Origin of the sequence: Aquabacterium sp. A7-Y, from assembly GCF_026153205.1 — a bacterium.
Classification (GTDB): domain Bacteria; phylum Pseudomonadota; class Gammaproteobacteria; order Burkholderiales; family Burkholderiaceae_C; genus Caldimonas.
This window is the reverse complement of record NZ_JAPFBW010000061.1, coordinates 1-16,643: the sequence shown is the minus strand read 5'-3', so window position 1 is coordinate 16,643 and position 16,643 is coordinate 1. Positions and strand designations below refer to the sequence as shown.

The window sequence follows — 16,643 nt, the reverse complement described above, 5'->3', positions numbered from 1 at the left end:
GGGGCAGTCCACGTGCGCATAGTGGCGGTTTTTCGTCTCGTACTCGACGTGCGCCGTGTTGATCGTGATGCCGCGTGCCTTCTCTTCCGGCGCCGCGTCGATCTGGTCGTACGCCTTCGCCTCGCCGCCGAACAGCTTGCTCAGCACCGTCGTGATCGCCGCCGTCAGCGTCGTCTTGCCGTGGTCCACGTGACCAATCGTGCCCACGTTGACGTGCGGCTTGGTACGTTCGAACTTGCCTTTTGCCATTTTTCCGATCTCCTGACGGCCGAATGTCGGTGTTGGACGGTGTGAGTGAGGGTGGTGCCCATGACGCGGATCGAACGCGTGACCTCTCCCTTACCAAGGGAGTGCTCTACCACTGAGCCACATGGGCATCGACACGGGTTTGAGCGCTCGCGGAAACACCCAAACCGCTGTCGACCCGGAAACCACCCCAACCGCCCGGAGGCAGGCACTGGAGCGGGAGACGGGAATCGAACCCGCGTCATTAGCTTGGAAGGCTAAGGTTCTACCATTGAACTACTCCCGCCCGGGAGCGCCGTCGGATCACCCCACCGACGAGTCATCACGACCCGCCAGCGAAGCCCACCCTCAGGCCAGGCATCACTTCAACCGCGCCCAAGCCAAACAACAAATTTGTTTCGCCTTGGTGGAGGAGGCTGGATTCGAACCAGCGTAGGCGTAAGCCAACAGATTTACAGTCTGCCCCCTTTAGCCACTCGGGCACCCCTCCGCGGCGAACCACAGATTCTAGCAGCGTGTTTTTCTTTTTGCCAAGCTCTTCGGCGTTTTTCTTCCAGTAAGCGCCGGATGCTGAAAAAAAGAGCACCCGAAGGCGCCCCGAGGAGCAGCCGGCGTCGGGTGAGGACCGTGCCGGCCGAGCAGTCCCCGGCAGCTTCCGGGGGGTTGCGTGCGTCAGAAGGCGTATTCCAGCCCCAGCAGGACGCGCGACTTGTTCCACCAGCCGGCCGTGGTGGCCGGGTTGGAAGCGCGTACGTAGCGGGCGTAGACCACCAGCGAAGGGTCGAGGATGTAGAGGGCCTGCACCGCGCTGATGTGCCCGCCGTTGTCGGTCACCGGGCCGTCGAGGTCGTCGTTGCGGGCGTGGCTGGCCTTGATCACCCAGTCGGCGTTGGCGTATTGCAGCGCGAGCTGCCAGGTGTCGCGGTCGTAGTCGCCCACCGGGTACTTGCCGATCGCCTCCTTCAGATCCGCGGAGCCGCGCAGCCACGCGCCGTAGAGCGAAAAGCCGCCGAAGCTCGGGCTCTGGGCGGCCAGCAGCCAGTTGGAGTTGTTGCTGGCGGCGCTGCGGTGGCGGTTGTTCTCGTAGCCGGCGTGCAGCGTGGCGCCGCCGATCGAGTAGTGACCGACGATAGAGGCCGAACGCGAATTCTCGGCAAGGAAAGCGTTGTCCGCCGCGACGTCGCGGTCGCCACGGCCGAAGGAGGCCGAGACGGTGAAATCGCCGAACTTGGGCGAGTCCCAGCGGATCTGGTCGGACACCCGCACGTAGGAGCCGCCGCCCGGCACACTGGTGGCCTCGACCAGCGGGTTCACGCCGCCGTTGGCGAAGGGCCAGTCCAGCGTTTCCCCGTAGGGCGTCAACAGGCGGCCGATCCGCACCTTGCCGAAGCCACCCTCCAGGCCAGCCCACGTGTCGCGTGTGCCGAGAGTGCCCGACTCGTAGGGCTCGGCGCGCAGGCCGTTCGGGCCGAGGAACCCCGACTCGATCTGCCAGATGAACTTCGCGCCGTTGAGCTTGGCCAGCTCTTTCGAGCCGCGGAAGCCGATGCGCGATTCGTTCAGCACTTCATCGGTGCGCTTGCCGTCGCTGCCTTCGGTCGACATCAGGCCGAAGGCGACGACACCGTAGATGTCGACGTTCTTGATGTCGGCGAAGGCCGGGGTGGCGCAGGCCAGCGCGGCCGCGGCGGCCAGGAGTCGGGTGCGGTTCATGGTGTTGCGTCTCCGTCGAAAGGTTGGTTGTGGAGCGGTGGGGAAATCGGTGCGGCTTCAGCGGGCAGCACGCGGGAGCGCACGGCCATCGGCGTCGAACAGGCTGGCGCGGCCAGCCTCCGGCTGCAGGCTGCAGGCATCGCCCGGCAGCGGCAGCCGATTGGCGCCCGGCACGCGGGCGACCAGCGTCTCGGTGAGGCCCTCGCAGCGCACGTGCACAAGCGCGGCATCGCCCAGGTGTTCGACCAGCTCGACGCGCCCGGGCAGACCGGGCGCGCCGGCCGGCGCCAGCGCCAGGTGGTCGGGCCGCACGCCCAAGGTGGCGGCGGCGCCGAAGGCGCTCTGCGTGGTGTCGAAGCCCAGCTTGAAGCCCGCGCCGCCCTGCGCCAGCACCTCCACCTCGGAGGCCGAGCGCGGCCCCAGCTTGACGGGCAGGAAGTTCATCCGCGGCGAGCCCAGGAAGCCGGCGACGAAGAGATTGGCCGGGTGCTCGTAGAGCTCCAGCGGCGTGCCCACTTGCTCGATGCGCCCGCCGTTGAACACGACGATGCGCTGGCCCAGGGTCATGGCTTCGACCTGGTCGTGCGTCACGTAGACCATGGTGGTGCCCAGCTCGCGGTGCAGGCGCGACAGCTCGACGCGCATCTGCACCCGTAGCGCCGCATCGAGGTTGGACAGCGGCTCGTCGAACAGGAAAACCTGGGGCTTGCGCACGATGGCCCGGCCGATCGCCACACGCTGGCGCTGGCCGCCCGACAAGGCCTTGGGCTTGCGGTCCAGCAGATGGGTGATCTGCAGGATCTCGGCGGCGCGCTCGACCGAGGCCTTGAGCTGAGCCTTGGGCGTGCCGGCCAGCTTCAGCGCGAAGCCCATGTTTTCCGCGACGGTCATGTGCGGGTAGAGCGCATAGCTCTGGAACACCATGGCGATGCCGCGCTGCGCCGGCGGCACGTCGTTGACCACCCGCTCGCCGATGCGCAGCTCGCCGCCGCTGATGTCCTCCAGACCGGCGATCATGCGCAGCAAGGTCGACTTGCCGCAGCCCGAGGGCCCGACGAACACCATGAACTCGCCCGAGCGCACGTCGAGGTCGATGCCGTGGATCACCTTGACGTCGCCGTCGTAGCTTTTCTCGATCTGTTTGAGTTGCAGCCTTGCCATCTCGGCGCTCCGTGATGTGTCGTTGGAAGGGGTCAGTTCAGGGGGATGTCCAGGGTGTGCAGCGAGACCGGCGCCCTGCCCTCGGCACGGCCGCTGCCGGCCAGCCACTGGTCGAGCGCCTGCAAAGCCCCTTCCGCATACCCCCAGGTGACGACGGCCGGCGCCGCCACGTCGAGCACCTGAAACGGGTTCCACAGCACGAGGTGCAGGTCGGGCTGCCAGGTCTCGCGCGCCTGCGGGGGGTAGCGCAGGCGGTGATTGGAGGCCAGCACGTTGAAGCGGTCGTCGCCGGGCAGCTCGGTCCAGCGCATCGCCCGCAGGTCCTTGACCAGCACGACCTCGACGTCGAAATGGCGCGCCAGCAGCTCGGCGATGCGCTCGCCGTCCAGCCCCGCCTCGGAAACGCCGTCGCAGGGCACGTGCTGCTGCGCGATCAGACGCACGCGCGAGCCGGGCGCGGGCGACCGGGCCAGCCCGCAGAGGGTCAGGCCACGCGCCCAGCCGCGGCGCATCAGGCGGTCGTCGCGGGCCCGCAGCTCGGGGTCGTAGTCCTTGTGAACCACCGGGTAGCGCTCGGCCAAGGCATCGAGCCGGGCCTGCGCCCGCCGGCAGGCTGCCGCATCCAGCCGACCGTCGGCCAGCGCCGCCTGGATCGCCTCGATCGCGGCGGCCTGCTCCTCGAAGCTGCCCAGGGCCATCACCATGTCGGCCCCGGCATCCAGCGCCATCACCGCCGCGCGGTCGTGGCCGTAGCGTTCGTGAATGGCCTTCATCACCAGCGAGTCGGTGATGACCACGCCCTCGTAGCCCCACTCGCGGCGCAGCAGATCACCCAGCACCGCGCGCGACAAGGTGGCGGGGTGCCGCGGGTCGAGCTGCGGGTAAACGATGTGCGCGGTCATCATGGCCGGCGCCGCATCCTTCAGGACGCGGAAGGGCAACAGCTCCAGTGCCTCCAGCGCGGCGCGCGGCTTGTCCACCACCGGCAGGTCGAGGTGGGAGTCCACGTGCGTGTCGCCATGCCCGGGGAAGTGCTTGACGCAGCAGGCCACGCCCTCGCGCAGCGCGCCGTGCATCCAGGCTGCCGCGAGCCGCGCCACCTCCTCCGGATCGGCGCCGAAGCTGCGCTCCGCGATCACCGGGTTGTGCGGGTTGTTGTTGACGTCCAGCACCGGCGCGAAGTCCCAGTTGATGCCCAGGCAACGCAGTCCGCGTGCCACGGCGGCGCCGACCTCCTCGCACAGCGTCGCGTCGCCGGTCGCGCCCAGCGACATCGCGGCCGGCGCCTGTGGCAGGAAGGTCGCCCGTACCACCGAGCCGCCCTCCTGGTCGAGCCCGATCAGCGCATGCGGGCCCATCACCTCGCGCAGCTCGGCGGTGAGCTGTTTCACCTCGTCTTCGGTGCCCAGGTTGGCGCGGAACAGGCACACCGCGCGGATGTGGTGGCGGCGCAGGAAGTCGGCCTGCACCGCGCTCAGCGAAGTGCCCTCGATATTGACCATCACGAGCGAGCCGGCGTGCAGCCCGCTCTCCGAGGAAGGCGTGTGTGCGTATGGAGTGTTCATGGCATGCAGGAGTCGCGCGGCGCTCACTTGACGGCCCCGTCGAGGCCGCGCATGAAAAAGCGCTGGGTGAAGAAGAAGACGAGCAGGGCGGGCGCGATGGTGAGCACCGCGCCGGCGGCGATGACACGCGTGGCGCTGCCGAAGGTGCCGGAGAGCTCGAGGATGCCGACCGCCAGCGGCATCAGCTCCGACCTGGTCAGCACCACGCCGGGCCAGAGGAAGTTGTTCCAGCTGGTCACGGTGGTGAAGATGACCAGCGTCGCGATCTGCGGCAGCGCAAGCGGCAGCATGATCTGCCAGAAGATGCGCAGCTCGGAGGCGCCGTCCACGCGGGCGGCGTCGATCAGGTCCTGGGGCACCTCCTCGAAGGCGCTCTTGAGCATGAAGATGCCGATGGCCCCCGCGATGGTCGGCAGGATCACGCCCAGGTGGGTGTTGACCAGGCCCAGCTGGGTCATCGTGATGAAGTTGACGAGGAAGTTCACCTCGGTCGGCAGCATCAGCGTCACCAGGATGGCCGAGAACACCAGCTGGCGGCCCTTGAACTTCAGGCGCGCGAGCGGATAGGCGGCCAGCGCGCACACCACCACCGTCCAGACCACGGTCCAGAAGGTGATCCAGATCGAGTTCCAGTAGTAGCGGCCCAGGTCGATGACCTTGAAGACCTCGGCGAAGTTGACCCACGACGGCTTCTGCGGCACTAACGAGGGCGGGAAGGCGAACACATTGCCTTCGGTGCCGATGGCGGTGGACAGGGTCCACAGCATCGGGAAGGCGCAGAAAAGCGCGATGGCCACCAGCAGCAGGTAGTGCAGCAGGGTGCCGACGCGGCGCGTGCGGCGCTGGGAAGGACGCAGCTTGGGCATCGCGGACCTCCTCAGCGATGGCGCGGGCGAATGAACTTGAAGTTCAGCCCCGCGACGAGAATGCAGAACACCGAGACGACCAGGCTGGCCGCGAGCGCCCGCGGGAAGTTGAACGAGCGGATGCCCATGTCGTAGGCGTAGTACAGGCCGGTGAAGGTCGAGCTGATCGGGCCGCCCTGGGTGAGGATGAGCACCTCCTCCAGCACCTTCATCGCGGCCAGCGTCGAGAGCACGCTGCACAGCAGGATGGTGGGCGCCAGCATGGGCACGGTGATGCGCCAGAAGCGCTGCCAGCGGTTGGCGCCGTCGAGGATGGCGGCCTCCTCCACTTCGCGCGGGATGCCCTGCAGCCCGGCGAGATAGAGCACCATGTACCAGCCCAGGCCGCGCCACATGGTCACGAACATCACTGCGAACAGTGCGATGCGGTCGTCGGTGAGCCAGCCGATGGGCTCCTGGATCAGGCGCAGCCACTGCAGCACCGCGTTGATCAGGCCCTGCTCGTTGTACATCCAGCCCCACATGATCCCGACCACCGAGACCGAGGTGACCACCGGCACGTAGAAGGCCGCGCGGAAGAACCTGATGCCCGGCAGGCTGTTGTTGACCAGCACCGCCAGCAGCAGTGCGCCGAGCTGGATGAAGGGCACGATCAGCAGGTAGAGCAGCGAGTTCTTCAGGCTGGTCAGGAACACCTCGTCCTCGAACAGCTCCTGGAAGTTCTTCAGCCCCACCCACTCCGGCGGTGTGATCACCTTGTATTCGGTGAAGGCCAGATAGCTGCCCCACAGCACCGGCCAGAAGGTGAAGGCCGCCAGCAGCAGCAGCGCGGGCGTGAGGAACAGCCAGGCCTGCAGGCTGCTCGGCAGGCGCCATCCTCGTGGTCGGCTCGGCATTTTCATGGCTGTGCCCTCCAGCGCATCGGCAGTGGTGTCCATCGCGGGTCTCTTGTCGTGTCTCGGTGGTCCGGGCAAGGCTTCGCCCGACCCGCTGCCCCATACGGCGGGGACGGGCTCGGAGAAGACGTCGGTATCGGGCACCGGGGCGGCCTGCGCGGCGGCCCCGGTGCGGTGCTTCAGCGCATCACTTTTTCGCGACCAGCTTGTTGTTCCAGAAGGCCACCGCGTCGTTGAGGGACGTCTGGATGTCCTTGCGGCCGATCACGGCGGCCTCGACCGCGTCCTGCAGGCGCTTGTTCAGCGTCTCGAAGTCGGGCACGCCGGCGACATAGAGGGTGCGGATCGAGTCCATGGTCCTGGCGCCGGTGGAGACCGCCTTCTCGAAGGCGCCCGCATTCGGCGGCAGCTGCTGGAAGTGCGGGTCGTTGGCGGCCTTGCGGGTGGTCGGAAAGGTGCCGGCCAGCTTGGAGAACTCGATCTGGTTCTCGTCGTTGGTGACGAACTTCGCGAACTTGCCCGCCTCGGTGAAGGTCGCGCCGGTGGTGCCCTTGGGCACCGCGAAGTGGAACAGCCAGCCGCCCGCGGCCACCTTGGTCGGGCCGAGCGGCGCAGCCGTCACGTCGGTGACGGCGTAGATGTCCTTCGCGTCGTCGCGGATGCGTACCAGCGCCTGCGGGGGCGCCACCAGCATGCCCAGGCGGCCCGACTTGTAGGCGTCGATCGAGCTCTGGAAATTGTCCTCGGCGAACAGCTTGTCCTTCAGCAGCGCGCCGGACTTGTAGGCCTCCTGGAACTTCTTGAGCAGGGCCACGTGCTGAGGCGAGTTGAAGACCGCCTTGCCGTTCTCGACCAAGGGCAGGCCCTCCTGCAGGAAGATGCCGGCGATCTTGCCCAGCGCCGGCGAGAAGCCCGCCTGGCCGGTCTTGGCCTTGATGGCCTTGGCGACTTCCAGCTGCTCAGCCAGGGTCGTGGGCGGCTGGGCGACGCCGGCCTGCTGGAACAGCCTGGTGTTGAAAGCCGTCACATTGGCGCCGTTGTAGTGCGGGAAGCCATAGGCCTTGCCGTTGAAGGTCACGTCCTTGAGCGATCCTTCGGCGTACATCGCGCGGTCCGCGCCCAGCAGGCCGTCGACCGGCAGGATCACGCCGTCCTGCGCATAGTCGTAGGCCCAGGGCACGTTGAGCTGCACCAAGGCCGGAGCGCTGCCGGCCGCGATGGAGGCGGTCAGCTTGGCCTGCAGCACGTCCCAGGGCACGTCCACCCACTCGACGTCGACATTCGGGTTGGCCGCCTCGTACTTCTTGACCACCGAGTCGAAGTAGGGCGTGAACTTCGGCTTCATGCTCATGGTCCAGAACTCGACCTTGACCTTGTCGGCGGCGCTCGCCGCGTGGCTCAGCATCAGCCCGCAGGCGGCGAGGCTGGAGATCCCGAGGAGTCGGGCTAGAAGTTGGAGTCGCATGGTTGTCTTCCTTTCTCTGTGCTCTCTCGTGCGCTTGTGAGACGACAAAGCTCCGCCCGGGCCCTGGCAAAGGCCATGTCGCAAGACTCTCTCTACAGAAGTCGCCGCTCAGGGCGGCGGCGGGATCACCGCGTTCGGGTCACCTTCGCGAGGTGGCGGGGACGGTCGGGGTCCAGGCCGCGCGCGCGGGCGAGCGCCTCGACCATCGGATAAAAACTCTGCACGGCGGCAATCGGGTCCAGCTCGGGCATGGGGGTCTCCACGGTGGGCAGCTCGGCCCCGGTCTCCCGCGGCGCGGCGAGCAGCACGCGGGCACCGCGTGCACGCATCTCCTCGGCCAGGGCGATCAGCCCGGCCTGGGCCGGCCCGCGCGGCGCGAACACCAGCAAGGGGTAGCCCTCGTCGATCAAGGCCATCGGCCCATGCTTGACCTCGGCGCCGGAGTAGGCCTCGGCCTGGATGCCGCAGGTCTCCTTGAACTTGAGCGCCGCCTCGTTGGCAACGGCCAGGCCGGTGCCCCGCCCGATCACGAACAGGCGGTCGGCGCGCAGCAGGGTCTCGACGCCGACGCTCCAGTCGGTCAGCGCGGCGCGCTGCAGCGCCGCCGGCAGGGCCGCCAGCGCCTCGTCGAAGGCGCCGCCCTCCCAGGCATTGACCAGGCGGGCGCCGGCCACCAGCTGGGCGATGAAACTCTTCGTCGCCGCGACACTGATCTCCGCGCCGGCATGCAGCGGGAAGACCCACTGTGCGGCCTCGGCCAGCGGCGAGTCGGATGCGTTGACGAAGGCCACCGTGCGGGCGCCGGCACCGCGCAGGTAGCGCGTCGGCGTGACCAGGTCGGGGCTCTGGCCCGACTGCGAGAAGGCCGCGGAGAGCAGGCCCGCGGCCTGCAGCTGCGACTGGTAGAGCGTGACCAGCGACATCGGCAGCGAGGTCACCAGCCGGCCCAGCCGGGCCATCGTCAGGTAGGCCATGAAACTGGCGGCGTGGTCGGAGCTGCCGCGCGCGATGGTCAGCACCCCGGCCGGCGGCTCCGCGCGCAGCAGCGCGCCGAAGTCGGCGTAGGCCGCGGTGTCGGCCGCCAGCTGCCGGGCCACGGCGGCCGGGGCTTCGCGGGCCTCTTCGAGCATGTGGGACGTCACAGCAGCTCTCCTTCCACGATCACTTGTTGCAGTTGCAGCTGGCGGTCGAGCACCACCACGTCGGCGTACGCGCCTTCGCTGAGGCGACCGCGCTCGTTCAGGCCGAGGTAGTCGGCCGCGTAGGTCGAGACGCGGCGCGAGGCGTCGTCCAGCTCGAGGCCAAGGCCCACCAGGTTGCGCAGCGCCTGGTCCATCGTCAGGGTCGAGCCGGCCAGCGTGCCGTCGGGCAGGCGCACGCCGCCCAGGCACTTGGTGACCTTGTGGCGGCCCAGCATGTAGTCGCCGTCGGGCATGCCGGCGGCGGCGGTCGAGTCGGTCACGCAGTAGAGGCAGGGGATGGCGCGCAGCGCGACGCGGATGGCGCCGGGATGGGCGTGCAGCAGGTCCGGGATGATCTCGGAATAACGGGCGTGGGCCAGGGCCGCCCCGACCATGCCGGGCTCGCGGTGGTGCAGCCCGGTCATCGCATTGAAGAGATGGGTGAAGCCGCCGGCGCCGAGGTGCATCGCCTCCACGCCGTCCTCGTAGGTGCCGAGCGTGTGCCCGATCTGTACCTGGAAGCCCTCGGCCTTCAGGGACGGGATCAGCTCCAGGTTGCCTTGCAGTTCGGGCGCCAGGGTGATCAGGCGGATCGGCGCGAGCGCGTTCAGGCGGTGCAGCTCTTCCATCGAGGCCGGCCGCGCGTAGTTGGGCTGGGCGCCGAGCTTGCCAGCGTTGATGTAGGGGCCTTCGAGGTGCACACCCAGGATGCGCGCAGTGCCCGGGCGCCGCTCCCGGCAGGCCGGGCCCAGCGCTGCCAACGCGGTTTCCAGGTCGCCGAGGGGCGCGGTCATCGTGGTCGCCAGCAGCGAGGTGGTGCCATGGCGCACGTGCAGCGAGGCCACCCGGTGCGGCGCGTCGCCTCCCTGCATGATGTCGCGGCCGCCGCCGCCGTGCACGTGCAGGTCGATGAAGCCGGGCATCACGATGCGGCTCGCCGTGTGGCGCACCACGCGCTCCTCGACCGGCTCGCCCGAGATGCGGACGATGCGGCCGTCCTCGTGCTCCAGCACGCCCCGCACGAAGCCGGCGGGCGTCAGCACGTGCCCCTCGATGACCCCTGGTTTTGTCATGCCGGGTCCCGCCTCATCTCGGCCACGAAGTCGTAATAGTCGCTGCGACAATAGGAGTGCGTCAGCTCGACGGCCTGGCCCGACTCCAGGTAGCCGATACGGGTGATGAACAACACCGCCTGGCCGGTCGGCACCTCCAGCAGGTCGGCCAGCTTGGCCTGGGCGTTGAGCGCCCGGATGTGCTGCAGCGCGCGCACCGGCGCATGCCCGCTGCGCGCCAGGTATTCGTAGAGCGAGCCCTCCACCGCCTCGGGGTCGGGCAGCACGGCCTGCGGGATCACGCTGACCTCGTAGGCCATCACTGCGTCATCCGCGAGGCGCAGGCGTTCCAGCCGCGCCACCCGGGTGCCGGGCGACAGTCCGAGGCTGAGCTGCTCCTCGGGCACCGAGGGCGCGAGGGTGCGCTCCAGCCAGCGTGAACTGGGGGTGTAGCCGCGCTGGTGCAGCTCTTCCGAAAAGCTCGTCAGACGAGACAAAGGTTGCTCCAGGCGCGGGGCGATGTAGTTGCCCGATCCGCGCCGGCGCACGATCAGGCCCTGCTCCACGAGTTGATCGATGGCCTTGCGCGCCGTGACGCGCGAGACGTTGAGCGACTCCGACAGGGTGCGCTCCGAGGGCAGTGCCTCGTCGACCTGGTAGCGGCCGTCGCGGATGGCCTGGCTCAGCGTCTGCGCGAGCTGCAGGTACAGCGGCGAGCTGTCGGCGGGGTCGGGTTTGAAGTCGAGGGTTTTCATCAGCAGATCAGTTGTTGCTTTGCATCAAGGCGCGGCGGATCAGGTGCAGCGCACCTTCGGCCGCATCGCCCGCGGGTTCGACCCGCCGCATCTGCGTCGCCTCGGAGAAGCGAGGCGCGAGCCGGACACCGATGCTGCCGCAGACGACCAGCGGCGCGCCCTGGGGTCCGTCGAGCGCCTGCGCGACCGCATCGAGCGCCTGCACGGCGCGGCGCAGCAGGTGCGCCGCGGAAAGGTCGGCCGCCTCAGTATCGAACACCAGGGGCGCCAGCTGTGCATATTCGAACTGCCCGGCTTCGTCGCACCAGGCCAGCAGGCGTTCGCGGGTGGCGCCGCAGACTTCCCAGACCGCGTGCACCAAGGCGCTGCGGTGGATGCGGCCGTCCATGGCCCATTGGGCCAGGCGCACCGCGCGCTGGCCCAGCCAGGCGCCGCTGCCTTCGTCGCCCACCGGAAAACCCCAGCCGCCGACGCTCTGGCGGCTGCCGTCGGCGCGCCAGATCTCGCCCACGCTGCCGGTGCCCGAAGCCACGATGGCGCCCGGCCCGCCGGCATGAGCGCCCAGCAGCATGACGAACGCGTCGGTGTCCAACGCCACCTCGGCAAACGGGGCACCGGCCGAGTGGGGGCGGACGGCAAGGAAGGCGTCGCGCCAACCATGGTTGTGCACGCCCGAGAGGCCGAGGCCGAGCGCGCAGGCGGACAAGGGGGGCGTGTCGATGCCGGCGGCCGCGAAGGCGGCAGCCACCGCGTCGCGCACGTGCACCCAGGCCTGCTCGATCCCCTGACCCAGAGCGGACGGGCCGGCCTGACCGCAGCCGACGAGCTGGCCGTCGATGCGCGTCACGCGGGCCCGGGTGCCGGTGCCCCCTCCGTCCACTCCTACCAGGTAGTCGATCATCGCTGCGCCTGCTCTCCGACGGTCCACCCGTCAACTGGGCCCTATGACATAGGGCGGATACCAGTTTAATACCAGTAATACCAAAACTTCAAGTGGTATTTTTGGACCGGAACGATGGGTGGGACAAACGGCTTTCGGGCAACGGGTTCATCCCGGTCGTGGTGCGCTCTGCCCTGACATGGAGCCTCGGGCAAACCACTATTGCGGCGGCAACAAGTAGCAGACCAAAGAGATACCAATAGCCGACCGGGGCCAGCCGCGCCCGCTACCAGGCGATCGGCGCCTCGCCGGGACGGTGCTCGGCAAGCCAGGCGTTGGCGCGCGAGAAATGCCGGCAGCCGAGGAAGGGCACGGGCGGCCGCTGCGCGGCCAGCGGGGAGGGATGGTTGGCGCAGAAGACCGCGTGGCGGCTGGTATCGATGAGGGCCTGCTTGCGCTGTGCCGGAGCGCCCCAGAGCAGGAAGACGCTGGGCGGCCCATGCCGGGAGACGTGGGCGATCAGCGCGTCGGTGAGCTCCTCCCATCCGCGCTTGGCGTGACTCTGAGGCTGGCCCGCCTCGACCGTCAGCACGGTGTTGAGCAGCAGCACGCCCTGCTCGGCCCAATGGCTCAGGTCCCCCTGCCGGCCGGGCACCTGGCCCAGGTCGGCGGCGATTTCTTTATAGATGTTGCGCAGGCTGGGCGGCAGCTTCTGCGAGGCTGGCACCGAGAAGGACAGGCCGTGCGCCTGATCGGCGCCATGGTAGGGATCCTGCCCGAGGATGACCACCTTGACCGACCCCAGCGGCGTCAGCTCCAGCGCGCGGAAGACGTCGGCCGGGTAGACCTCGGCTCCGTCGGCGACCCGCTGGTCGACGAAGGCGATCACCTGCCGGCCGAGGGGCGAGTGGCGGAAGGCCTCGGTCACGGGACGCCAGCCGGCCGGCACGCGGTCGAAGCAGGCGGCCAGCGGCTCGCGCAAGGCGTTGCCGCCCTGTGCCGGCCGCGGGCCGGGCGTCGGTGCCGGCGCGAACAGGTCGGGCTGACTCGCCATCGCGGTCTCAGGCGGCAAAGAGCCCGGCCAGCGCGGCACCCGGGTCGTCCGCCCGCATGAAGGCCTCGCCGACCAGGAAGGCGTGCACCCCGGCATCGCGCATGCGCTGCACATCGGCGCGCTGCAGGATGCCCGACTCGGTCACCAGCAGGCGGTCCTGCGGCACCTCGGTCAGCATGCCGAGGGTGGTGTCCAGCGTGACCTCGAAGCTGCGCAGGTTGCGGTTGTTGATGCCGACCAGCGGCGTCTTCAGGCGCAAGGCGCGCTGCAGCTCGGCGCGGTCATGCACCTCCACCAGCACCGCCATACCGAGCGCGATCGCCACCGCCTCGAGATCGGCCATCTGGGCGTTGTCCAGGCAGGCGGCGATCAGCAGGATGCAGTCGGCGCCCATCGCACGGGCCTCGAAGACCTGGTAGTCGTCGACCAGAAAGTCCTTGCGCAGCACCGGCAGCTCGCAGGCCGCGCGGGCCTGTTGCAGGTACTCCGGCGCTCCCTGGAAGAACTGCCGGTCCGTCAGCACCGAGAGGCAGGCGGCGCCGTGCCCGGCATAACTGCGGGCGATCTCGGCTGGCACGAAGCGCTCGCGCAGCACGCCCTTGCTGGGGCTGGCCTTCTTGATCTCGGCGATGACGGCAGCCTCACCGCGCGCCATCTTGCCGTGCAGGCTGGCGGCGAAGTCGCGCCGGCCACCCAGCTCTTCCGCCTCGCGGCGCAGCGACACCAGCGGCCTGCGGGCCTTGGCGGCGGCGATCTCCTCGTGCTTGACCGCCACGATCTTGTTCAGGATATCGCTCATGCCTTGGCCTCCCCCAGCGTCTGCGTCACGCGCACGAACTGGCTCAACTTCGCCAGCGCAGCGCCCGAGGCCACCGCCTCGCGGGCGATCTTCACGCCCTCGCCCACCGAGGACGCGACGTTCGCACAGTAGAGCGCGGCGCCGGCGTTGAGCAGCACGATGTCGCGCACCGGGCCGTCCTCGTTGGCCAGCGCGCGCTGGATGCAGCCGACCGACTCCTCGCGGTTGGCCACCTTCAGCACCCGGGTGTCGTAGACCGGCAGGCCGAAATCGCTCGGGTGCACGGTGTATTCGCGCACCTCGCCGTCCTTCAGCTCGCCGATCAGGCTTTCGCCCGACAGCGAAATCTCGTCCATGCCGTTCATGCCATAGACCACCATCACGTGCTCGGAGCCCAGGCGCTGCAGCACCCGCACCTGGATGCCGACCAGGTCGGGGTGGAACACGCCCATCAGCTGGTTGGGCGCGCTGGCCGGATTGGTCAGCGGCCCCAGGATGTTGAACAGGGTGCGCACGCCCAGCTCCTTGCGGACCGGCGCGGCGTGTTTCATCGAGGCATGGTGGTTGGGCGCGAACATGAAACCGATGCCGCTCTGCTCCAGGCAGCTCGCCACCTGGTCGGGCTGGAGGTCGATGCACACGCCCAGCGCCTCCAGCACGTCGGCGCTGCCGCTGCTGGAGGACACGCTGCGGCCGCCGTGTTTGGCCACCCGTGCGCCGCCCGCGGCCGCGACGATCATCGCGGCGGTGGAGATATTGAAGGTGTGCGCCGCGTCGCCGCCGGTGCCGCACAAGTCCACCAGGTGGGTCTTGTCGGCCACCGCCACCGGCGTCGCGAACTCGCGCATCACCTGCGCGGCGGCGGCGATCTCGCCGATGGTTTCCTTCTTCACCCGCAGGCCCACGGCCAGCGCAGCGATCATCACCGGCGACATCTCGCCGCTCATGATGCGCCGCATCAGCGCCAGCATCTCGTCGTGGAAGATCTCGCGGTGCTCGATGACGCGCACCAGCGCGTCGGTGTTGCTGATCGTCATGGCGGCGGGCTATTGGACGTTGAGGAAGTTCTTCAGCATGGCGTGGCCGTGCTCGGTGAGGATGGACTCGGGGTGGAACTGCACGCCCTCGATGGCCAGCTCGCGGTGGCGCACGCCCATGATCTCGCCGTCCTCCGAGGTGGAGGTGATTTCCAGGCACTCCGGCAGGGATTCACGCTCGATCGCGAGCGAGTGGTAGCGGATCACGGTGAAGGCCTTCGGCAGGCCCCGGTAGACGCCCTGCTGGTCGGTCGTGATGACGCTGGTCTTGCCGTGCATCTGGCGCTGCGCGCGGATCACCTTGCCGCCCAGCGCAGCGCCGATGCTCTGGTGCCCCAGGCACACCCCGAGGATGGGCAGCTTGCCGGCGAAGTGCCGGATCGCCTCGACGCAGACACCGGCCTCGGCCGGCGAGCAGGGCCCGGGCGAGAGTACCAGGCGTTCGGGCTGGAGCTCGGCCATGCCCTCCACCGTGATCTCGTCGTTGCGGAACACCCGCACGTCCTGGCCCAGCTCGGCGAAGTACTGCACCAGGTTGAAGGTGAAGGAGTCGTAGTTGTCGATCATCATCAGCATGTCACTTCTCCCTCTTCAGAAACCTTCCTCGACCAGCTCGGCGGCGCGCAGCAGTGCCCGCGCCTTGGCTTCGGTTTCCTTCCACTCCAGCTCGGGCACGGAGTCGGCCACCACGCCGGCCGCGGCCTGCACGTACAGGGTGTTGTTCTTGACGATGCCGGTGCGGATCGCGATCGCCACGTCCATGTCGCCTGCAAAACTCAGGTAGCCGCAGGCGCCGCCGTAGATGCCGCGTTTGACCGGCTCCAGCTCGTCGATGATCTCCATCGCACGGATCTTGGGCGCGCCGGTCAGCGTGCCGGCCGGGAAGCTGGCCCGCAGCACGTCGAGGTTGGACATGCCCTCCTTGAGCAGGCCCTCGACGTTGCTGACAATGTGCATGACGTGCGAATAGCGCTCGACCACGAAGGCCTCGGTCACCTTGACGCTGCCGGTCTTGGCGATGCGGCCGATGTCGTTGCGGGCCAGGTCGATCAGCATCACGTGCTCGGCGCGCTCCTTGGGATCGGCCAGCAGCTCCTCCTCCAGCGCCTTGTCCTGCTCCATCGTCGCGCCACGCGGGCGGGTGCCGGCGATGGGCCGGATCACGATCTTCTCGCCCTCCGGGCTGTGCTCGTGGCGCACCAGGATCTCGGGCGAGGCGCCGACGATATGGAAGTCGCCCATGTCGTAGAAGTACATGTAGGGCGAGGGATTGAGCGAGCGCAGCGCCCGGTACAGGCTCAGCGGCGATTCGGTGTAGCGCTTTTTCAGGCGCTGGCCGATCTGCACCTGCATCATGTCGCCGGCCGCGATGTACTCCTTGCTCTTGAGCACCGCCGCGAGGTAGCCGTCCTTGGCGAACTCGCGCTCCACCGCGTGCGAGACGCCGCGCCGGACCGGCGGCGCGGTAACGCTGAACTTGAGCTTGTCGGTCAGTTCCGCGAGCCGGCGCTTGGCCTTGAAATAGGCCTCGGGCTGGCCCGGGTCGGCATAGACGATCAGGTAGAGCCGGCCCGACAGGTTGTCGATCACCGCCAGTTCCTCGCACTGCAGCAGCAGGATGTCCGGCGTGTCCAGCCCGCCCTCCTTCTGCACCTTGGCGAGCTTGGGCTCGATGTAGCGCACGGTGTCGTAGCCGAAGTAGCCCGCGAGGCCGCCGCAGAAGCGCGGCATGCCGGGACGCAGCGCGACCTTGAAGCGCTGCTGGTAGGCGTGGATGAAGTCGAGCGGATTGCCTTCGTGGGTCTCGACCACCTGGTCGTCGGTGACCACCTCGGTCTTCCAGCCCTTGGTGCGCAGCAGGGTGCGCGCCGGCAAGCCGATGAAGGAGTAGCGGCCGAACCGCTCGCCCCCCACGACCGACTCCAGCAGGAAGCTGTAGCGGCCGCGGCCGGTCGCATAGGCCAGCTTGAGGT

At 68.8% G+C, this 16,643-nt stretch carries 16 protein-coding genes and 3 tRNA genes; all 19 read right to left on the bottom strand.

What is annotated here, in order from left to right; translation table 11 throughout:
- Nucleotides 1-249: GTP-binding protein (locus OOT46_RS30015; protein WP_265407221.1), on the bottom strand; the 249-nt coding region annotated here is incomplete at its 3' end.
- A gap of 52 nt (nucleotides 250-301) precedes the next feature.
- Nucleotides 302-376 (bottom strand) — tRNA-Thr (locus tag OOT46_RS30010).
- Nucleotides 377-458: 82 nt separating this feature from the next.
- Nucleotides 459-532, bottom strand: a tRNA-Gly gene (locus tag OOT46_RS30005).
- A 118-nt stretch (nucleotides 533-650) separates the two neighbouring features.
- Nucleotides 651-736, bottom strand: a tRNA-Tyr gene (locus OOT46_RS30000).
- 182 nt (nucleotides 737-918) lie between these two features.
- Entirely contained in the window at nucleotides 919-1,959 is a 1,041-nt protein-coding gene (locus tag OOT46_RS29995; protein ID WP_265407296.1) for a porin, read from the bottom strand.
- Nucleotides 1,960-2,016: 57 nt separating this feature from the next.
- Nucleotides 2,017-3,120, bottom strand: a complete 1,104-nt coding sequence (locus OOT46_RS29990; RefSeq protein ID WP_265407295.1) for an ABC transporter ATP-binding protein — start codon at nucleotides 3,118-3,120, stop codon at nucleotides 2,017-2,019.
- Nucleotides 3,121-3,152: 32 nt separating this feature from the next.
- Nucleotides 3,153-4,685, bottom strand: coding sequence for a beta-N-acetylhexosaminidase (gene nagZ, locus OOT46_RS29985; protein ID WP_265407294.1), 1,533 nt, complete (start codon nucleotides 4,683-4,685; stop codon nucleotides 3,153-3,155).
- 23 nt (nucleotides 4,686-4,708) lie between these two features.
- Nucleotides 4,709-5,551: a carbohydrate ABC transporter permease gene (locus tag OOT46_RS29980; protein ID WP_265407293.1), complete on the bottom strand. Its 843-nt coding sequence runs from the start codon at nucleotides 5,549-5,551 to the stop codon at nucleotides 4,709-4,711.
- Between the two features lie 11 nt (nucleotides 5,552-5,562).
- Complete coding sequence (locus OOT46_RS29975) at nucleotides 5,563-6,489, bottom strand: carbohydrate ABC transporter permease (RefSeq protein WP_265407292.1); 927 nt, start codon at nucleotides 6,487-6,489, stop codon at nucleotides 5,563-5,565.
- A 145-nt stretch (nucleotides 6,490-6,634) separates the two neighbouring features.
- Nucleotides 6,635-7,912 carry an ABC transporter substrate-binding protein gene (locus tag OOT46_RS29970; RefSeq protein ID WP_265407291.1) on the bottom strand — a complete coding sequence of 426 codons (1,278 nt, stop codon included), beginning with the start codon at nucleotides 7,910-7,912 and terminating at the stop codon, nucleotides 6,635-6,637.
- Between the two features lie 125 nt (nucleotides 7,913-8,037).
- On the bottom strand, nucleotides 8,038-9,042 hold the full coding sequence (locus tag OOT46_RS29965) for an SIS domain-containing protein (RefSeq protein ID WP_265407297.1): 1,005 nt from the start codon (nucleotides 9,040-9,042) through the stop codon (nucleotides 8,038-8,040).
- A gap of 8 nt (nucleotides 9,043-9,050) precedes the next feature.
- Complete coding sequence (nagA, locus tag OOT46_RS29960; protein WP_265407290.1) at nucleotides 9,051-10,166, bottom strand: N-acetylglucosamine-6-phosphate deacetylase; 1,116 nt, start codon at nucleotides 10,164-10,166, stop codon at nucleotides 9,051-9,053.
- Complete coding sequence (locus tag OOT46_RS29955) at nucleotides 10,163-10,900, bottom strand: GntR family transcriptional regulator (protein WP_265407289.1); 738 nt, start codon at nucleotides 10,898-10,900, stop codon at nucleotides 10,163-10,165. Before OOT46_RS29955 ends, nagA begins: the two co-directional genes overlap by 4 nt.
- A gap of 7 nt (nucleotides 10,901-10,907) precedes the next feature.
- Nucleotides 10,908-11,801: a BadF/BadG/BcrA/BcrD ATPase family protein gene (locus OOT46_RS29950; RefSeq protein WP_265407288.1), complete on the bottom strand. Its 894-nt coding sequence runs from the start codon at nucleotides 11,799-11,801 to the stop codon at nucleotides 10,908-10,910.
- 265 nt (nucleotides 11,802-12,066) lie between these two features.
- The gene (locus OOT46_RS29945; protein WP_265407287.1) at nucleotides 12,067-12,834 is read right to left on the bottom strand and encodes a uracil-DNA glycosylase; all 768 of its coding nucleotides are present in this window, start codon (nucleotides 12,832-12,834) and stop codon (nucleotides 12,067-12,069) included.
- Between the two features lie 7 nt (nucleotides 12,835-12,841).
- Entirely contained in the window at nucleotides 12,842-13,633 is a 792-nt protein-coding gene (gene trpC, locus OOT46_RS29940) for an indole-3-glycerol phosphate synthase TrpC (protein ID WP_265407286.1), read from the bottom strand.
- Nucleotides 13,630-14,670 carry an anthranilate phosphoribosyltransferase gene (trpD, locus tag OOT46_RS29935; RefSeq protein ID WP_265407285.1) on the bottom strand — a complete coding sequence of 347 codons (1,041 nt, stop codon included), beginning with the start codon at nucleotides 14,668-14,670 and terminating at the stop codon, nucleotides 13,630-13,632. Before trpD ends, trpC begins: the two co-directional genes overlap by 4 nt.
- Nucleotides 14,671-14,679: 9 nt before the next feature.
- A complete protein-coding gene (locus OOT46_RS29930) occupies nucleotides 14,680-15,246 on the bottom strand; it encodes an aminodeoxychorismate/anthranilate synthase component II (protein WP_265407284.1) in 567 nt (188 codons plus the stop codon).
- Nucleotides 15,247-15,261: 15 nt separating this feature from the next.
- On the bottom strand, nucleotides 15,262-16,643 hold a 1,382-nt coding region (trpE, locus tag OOT46_RS29925; RefSeq protein ID WP_265407283.1), incomplete at its 5' end, for an anthranilate synthase component I.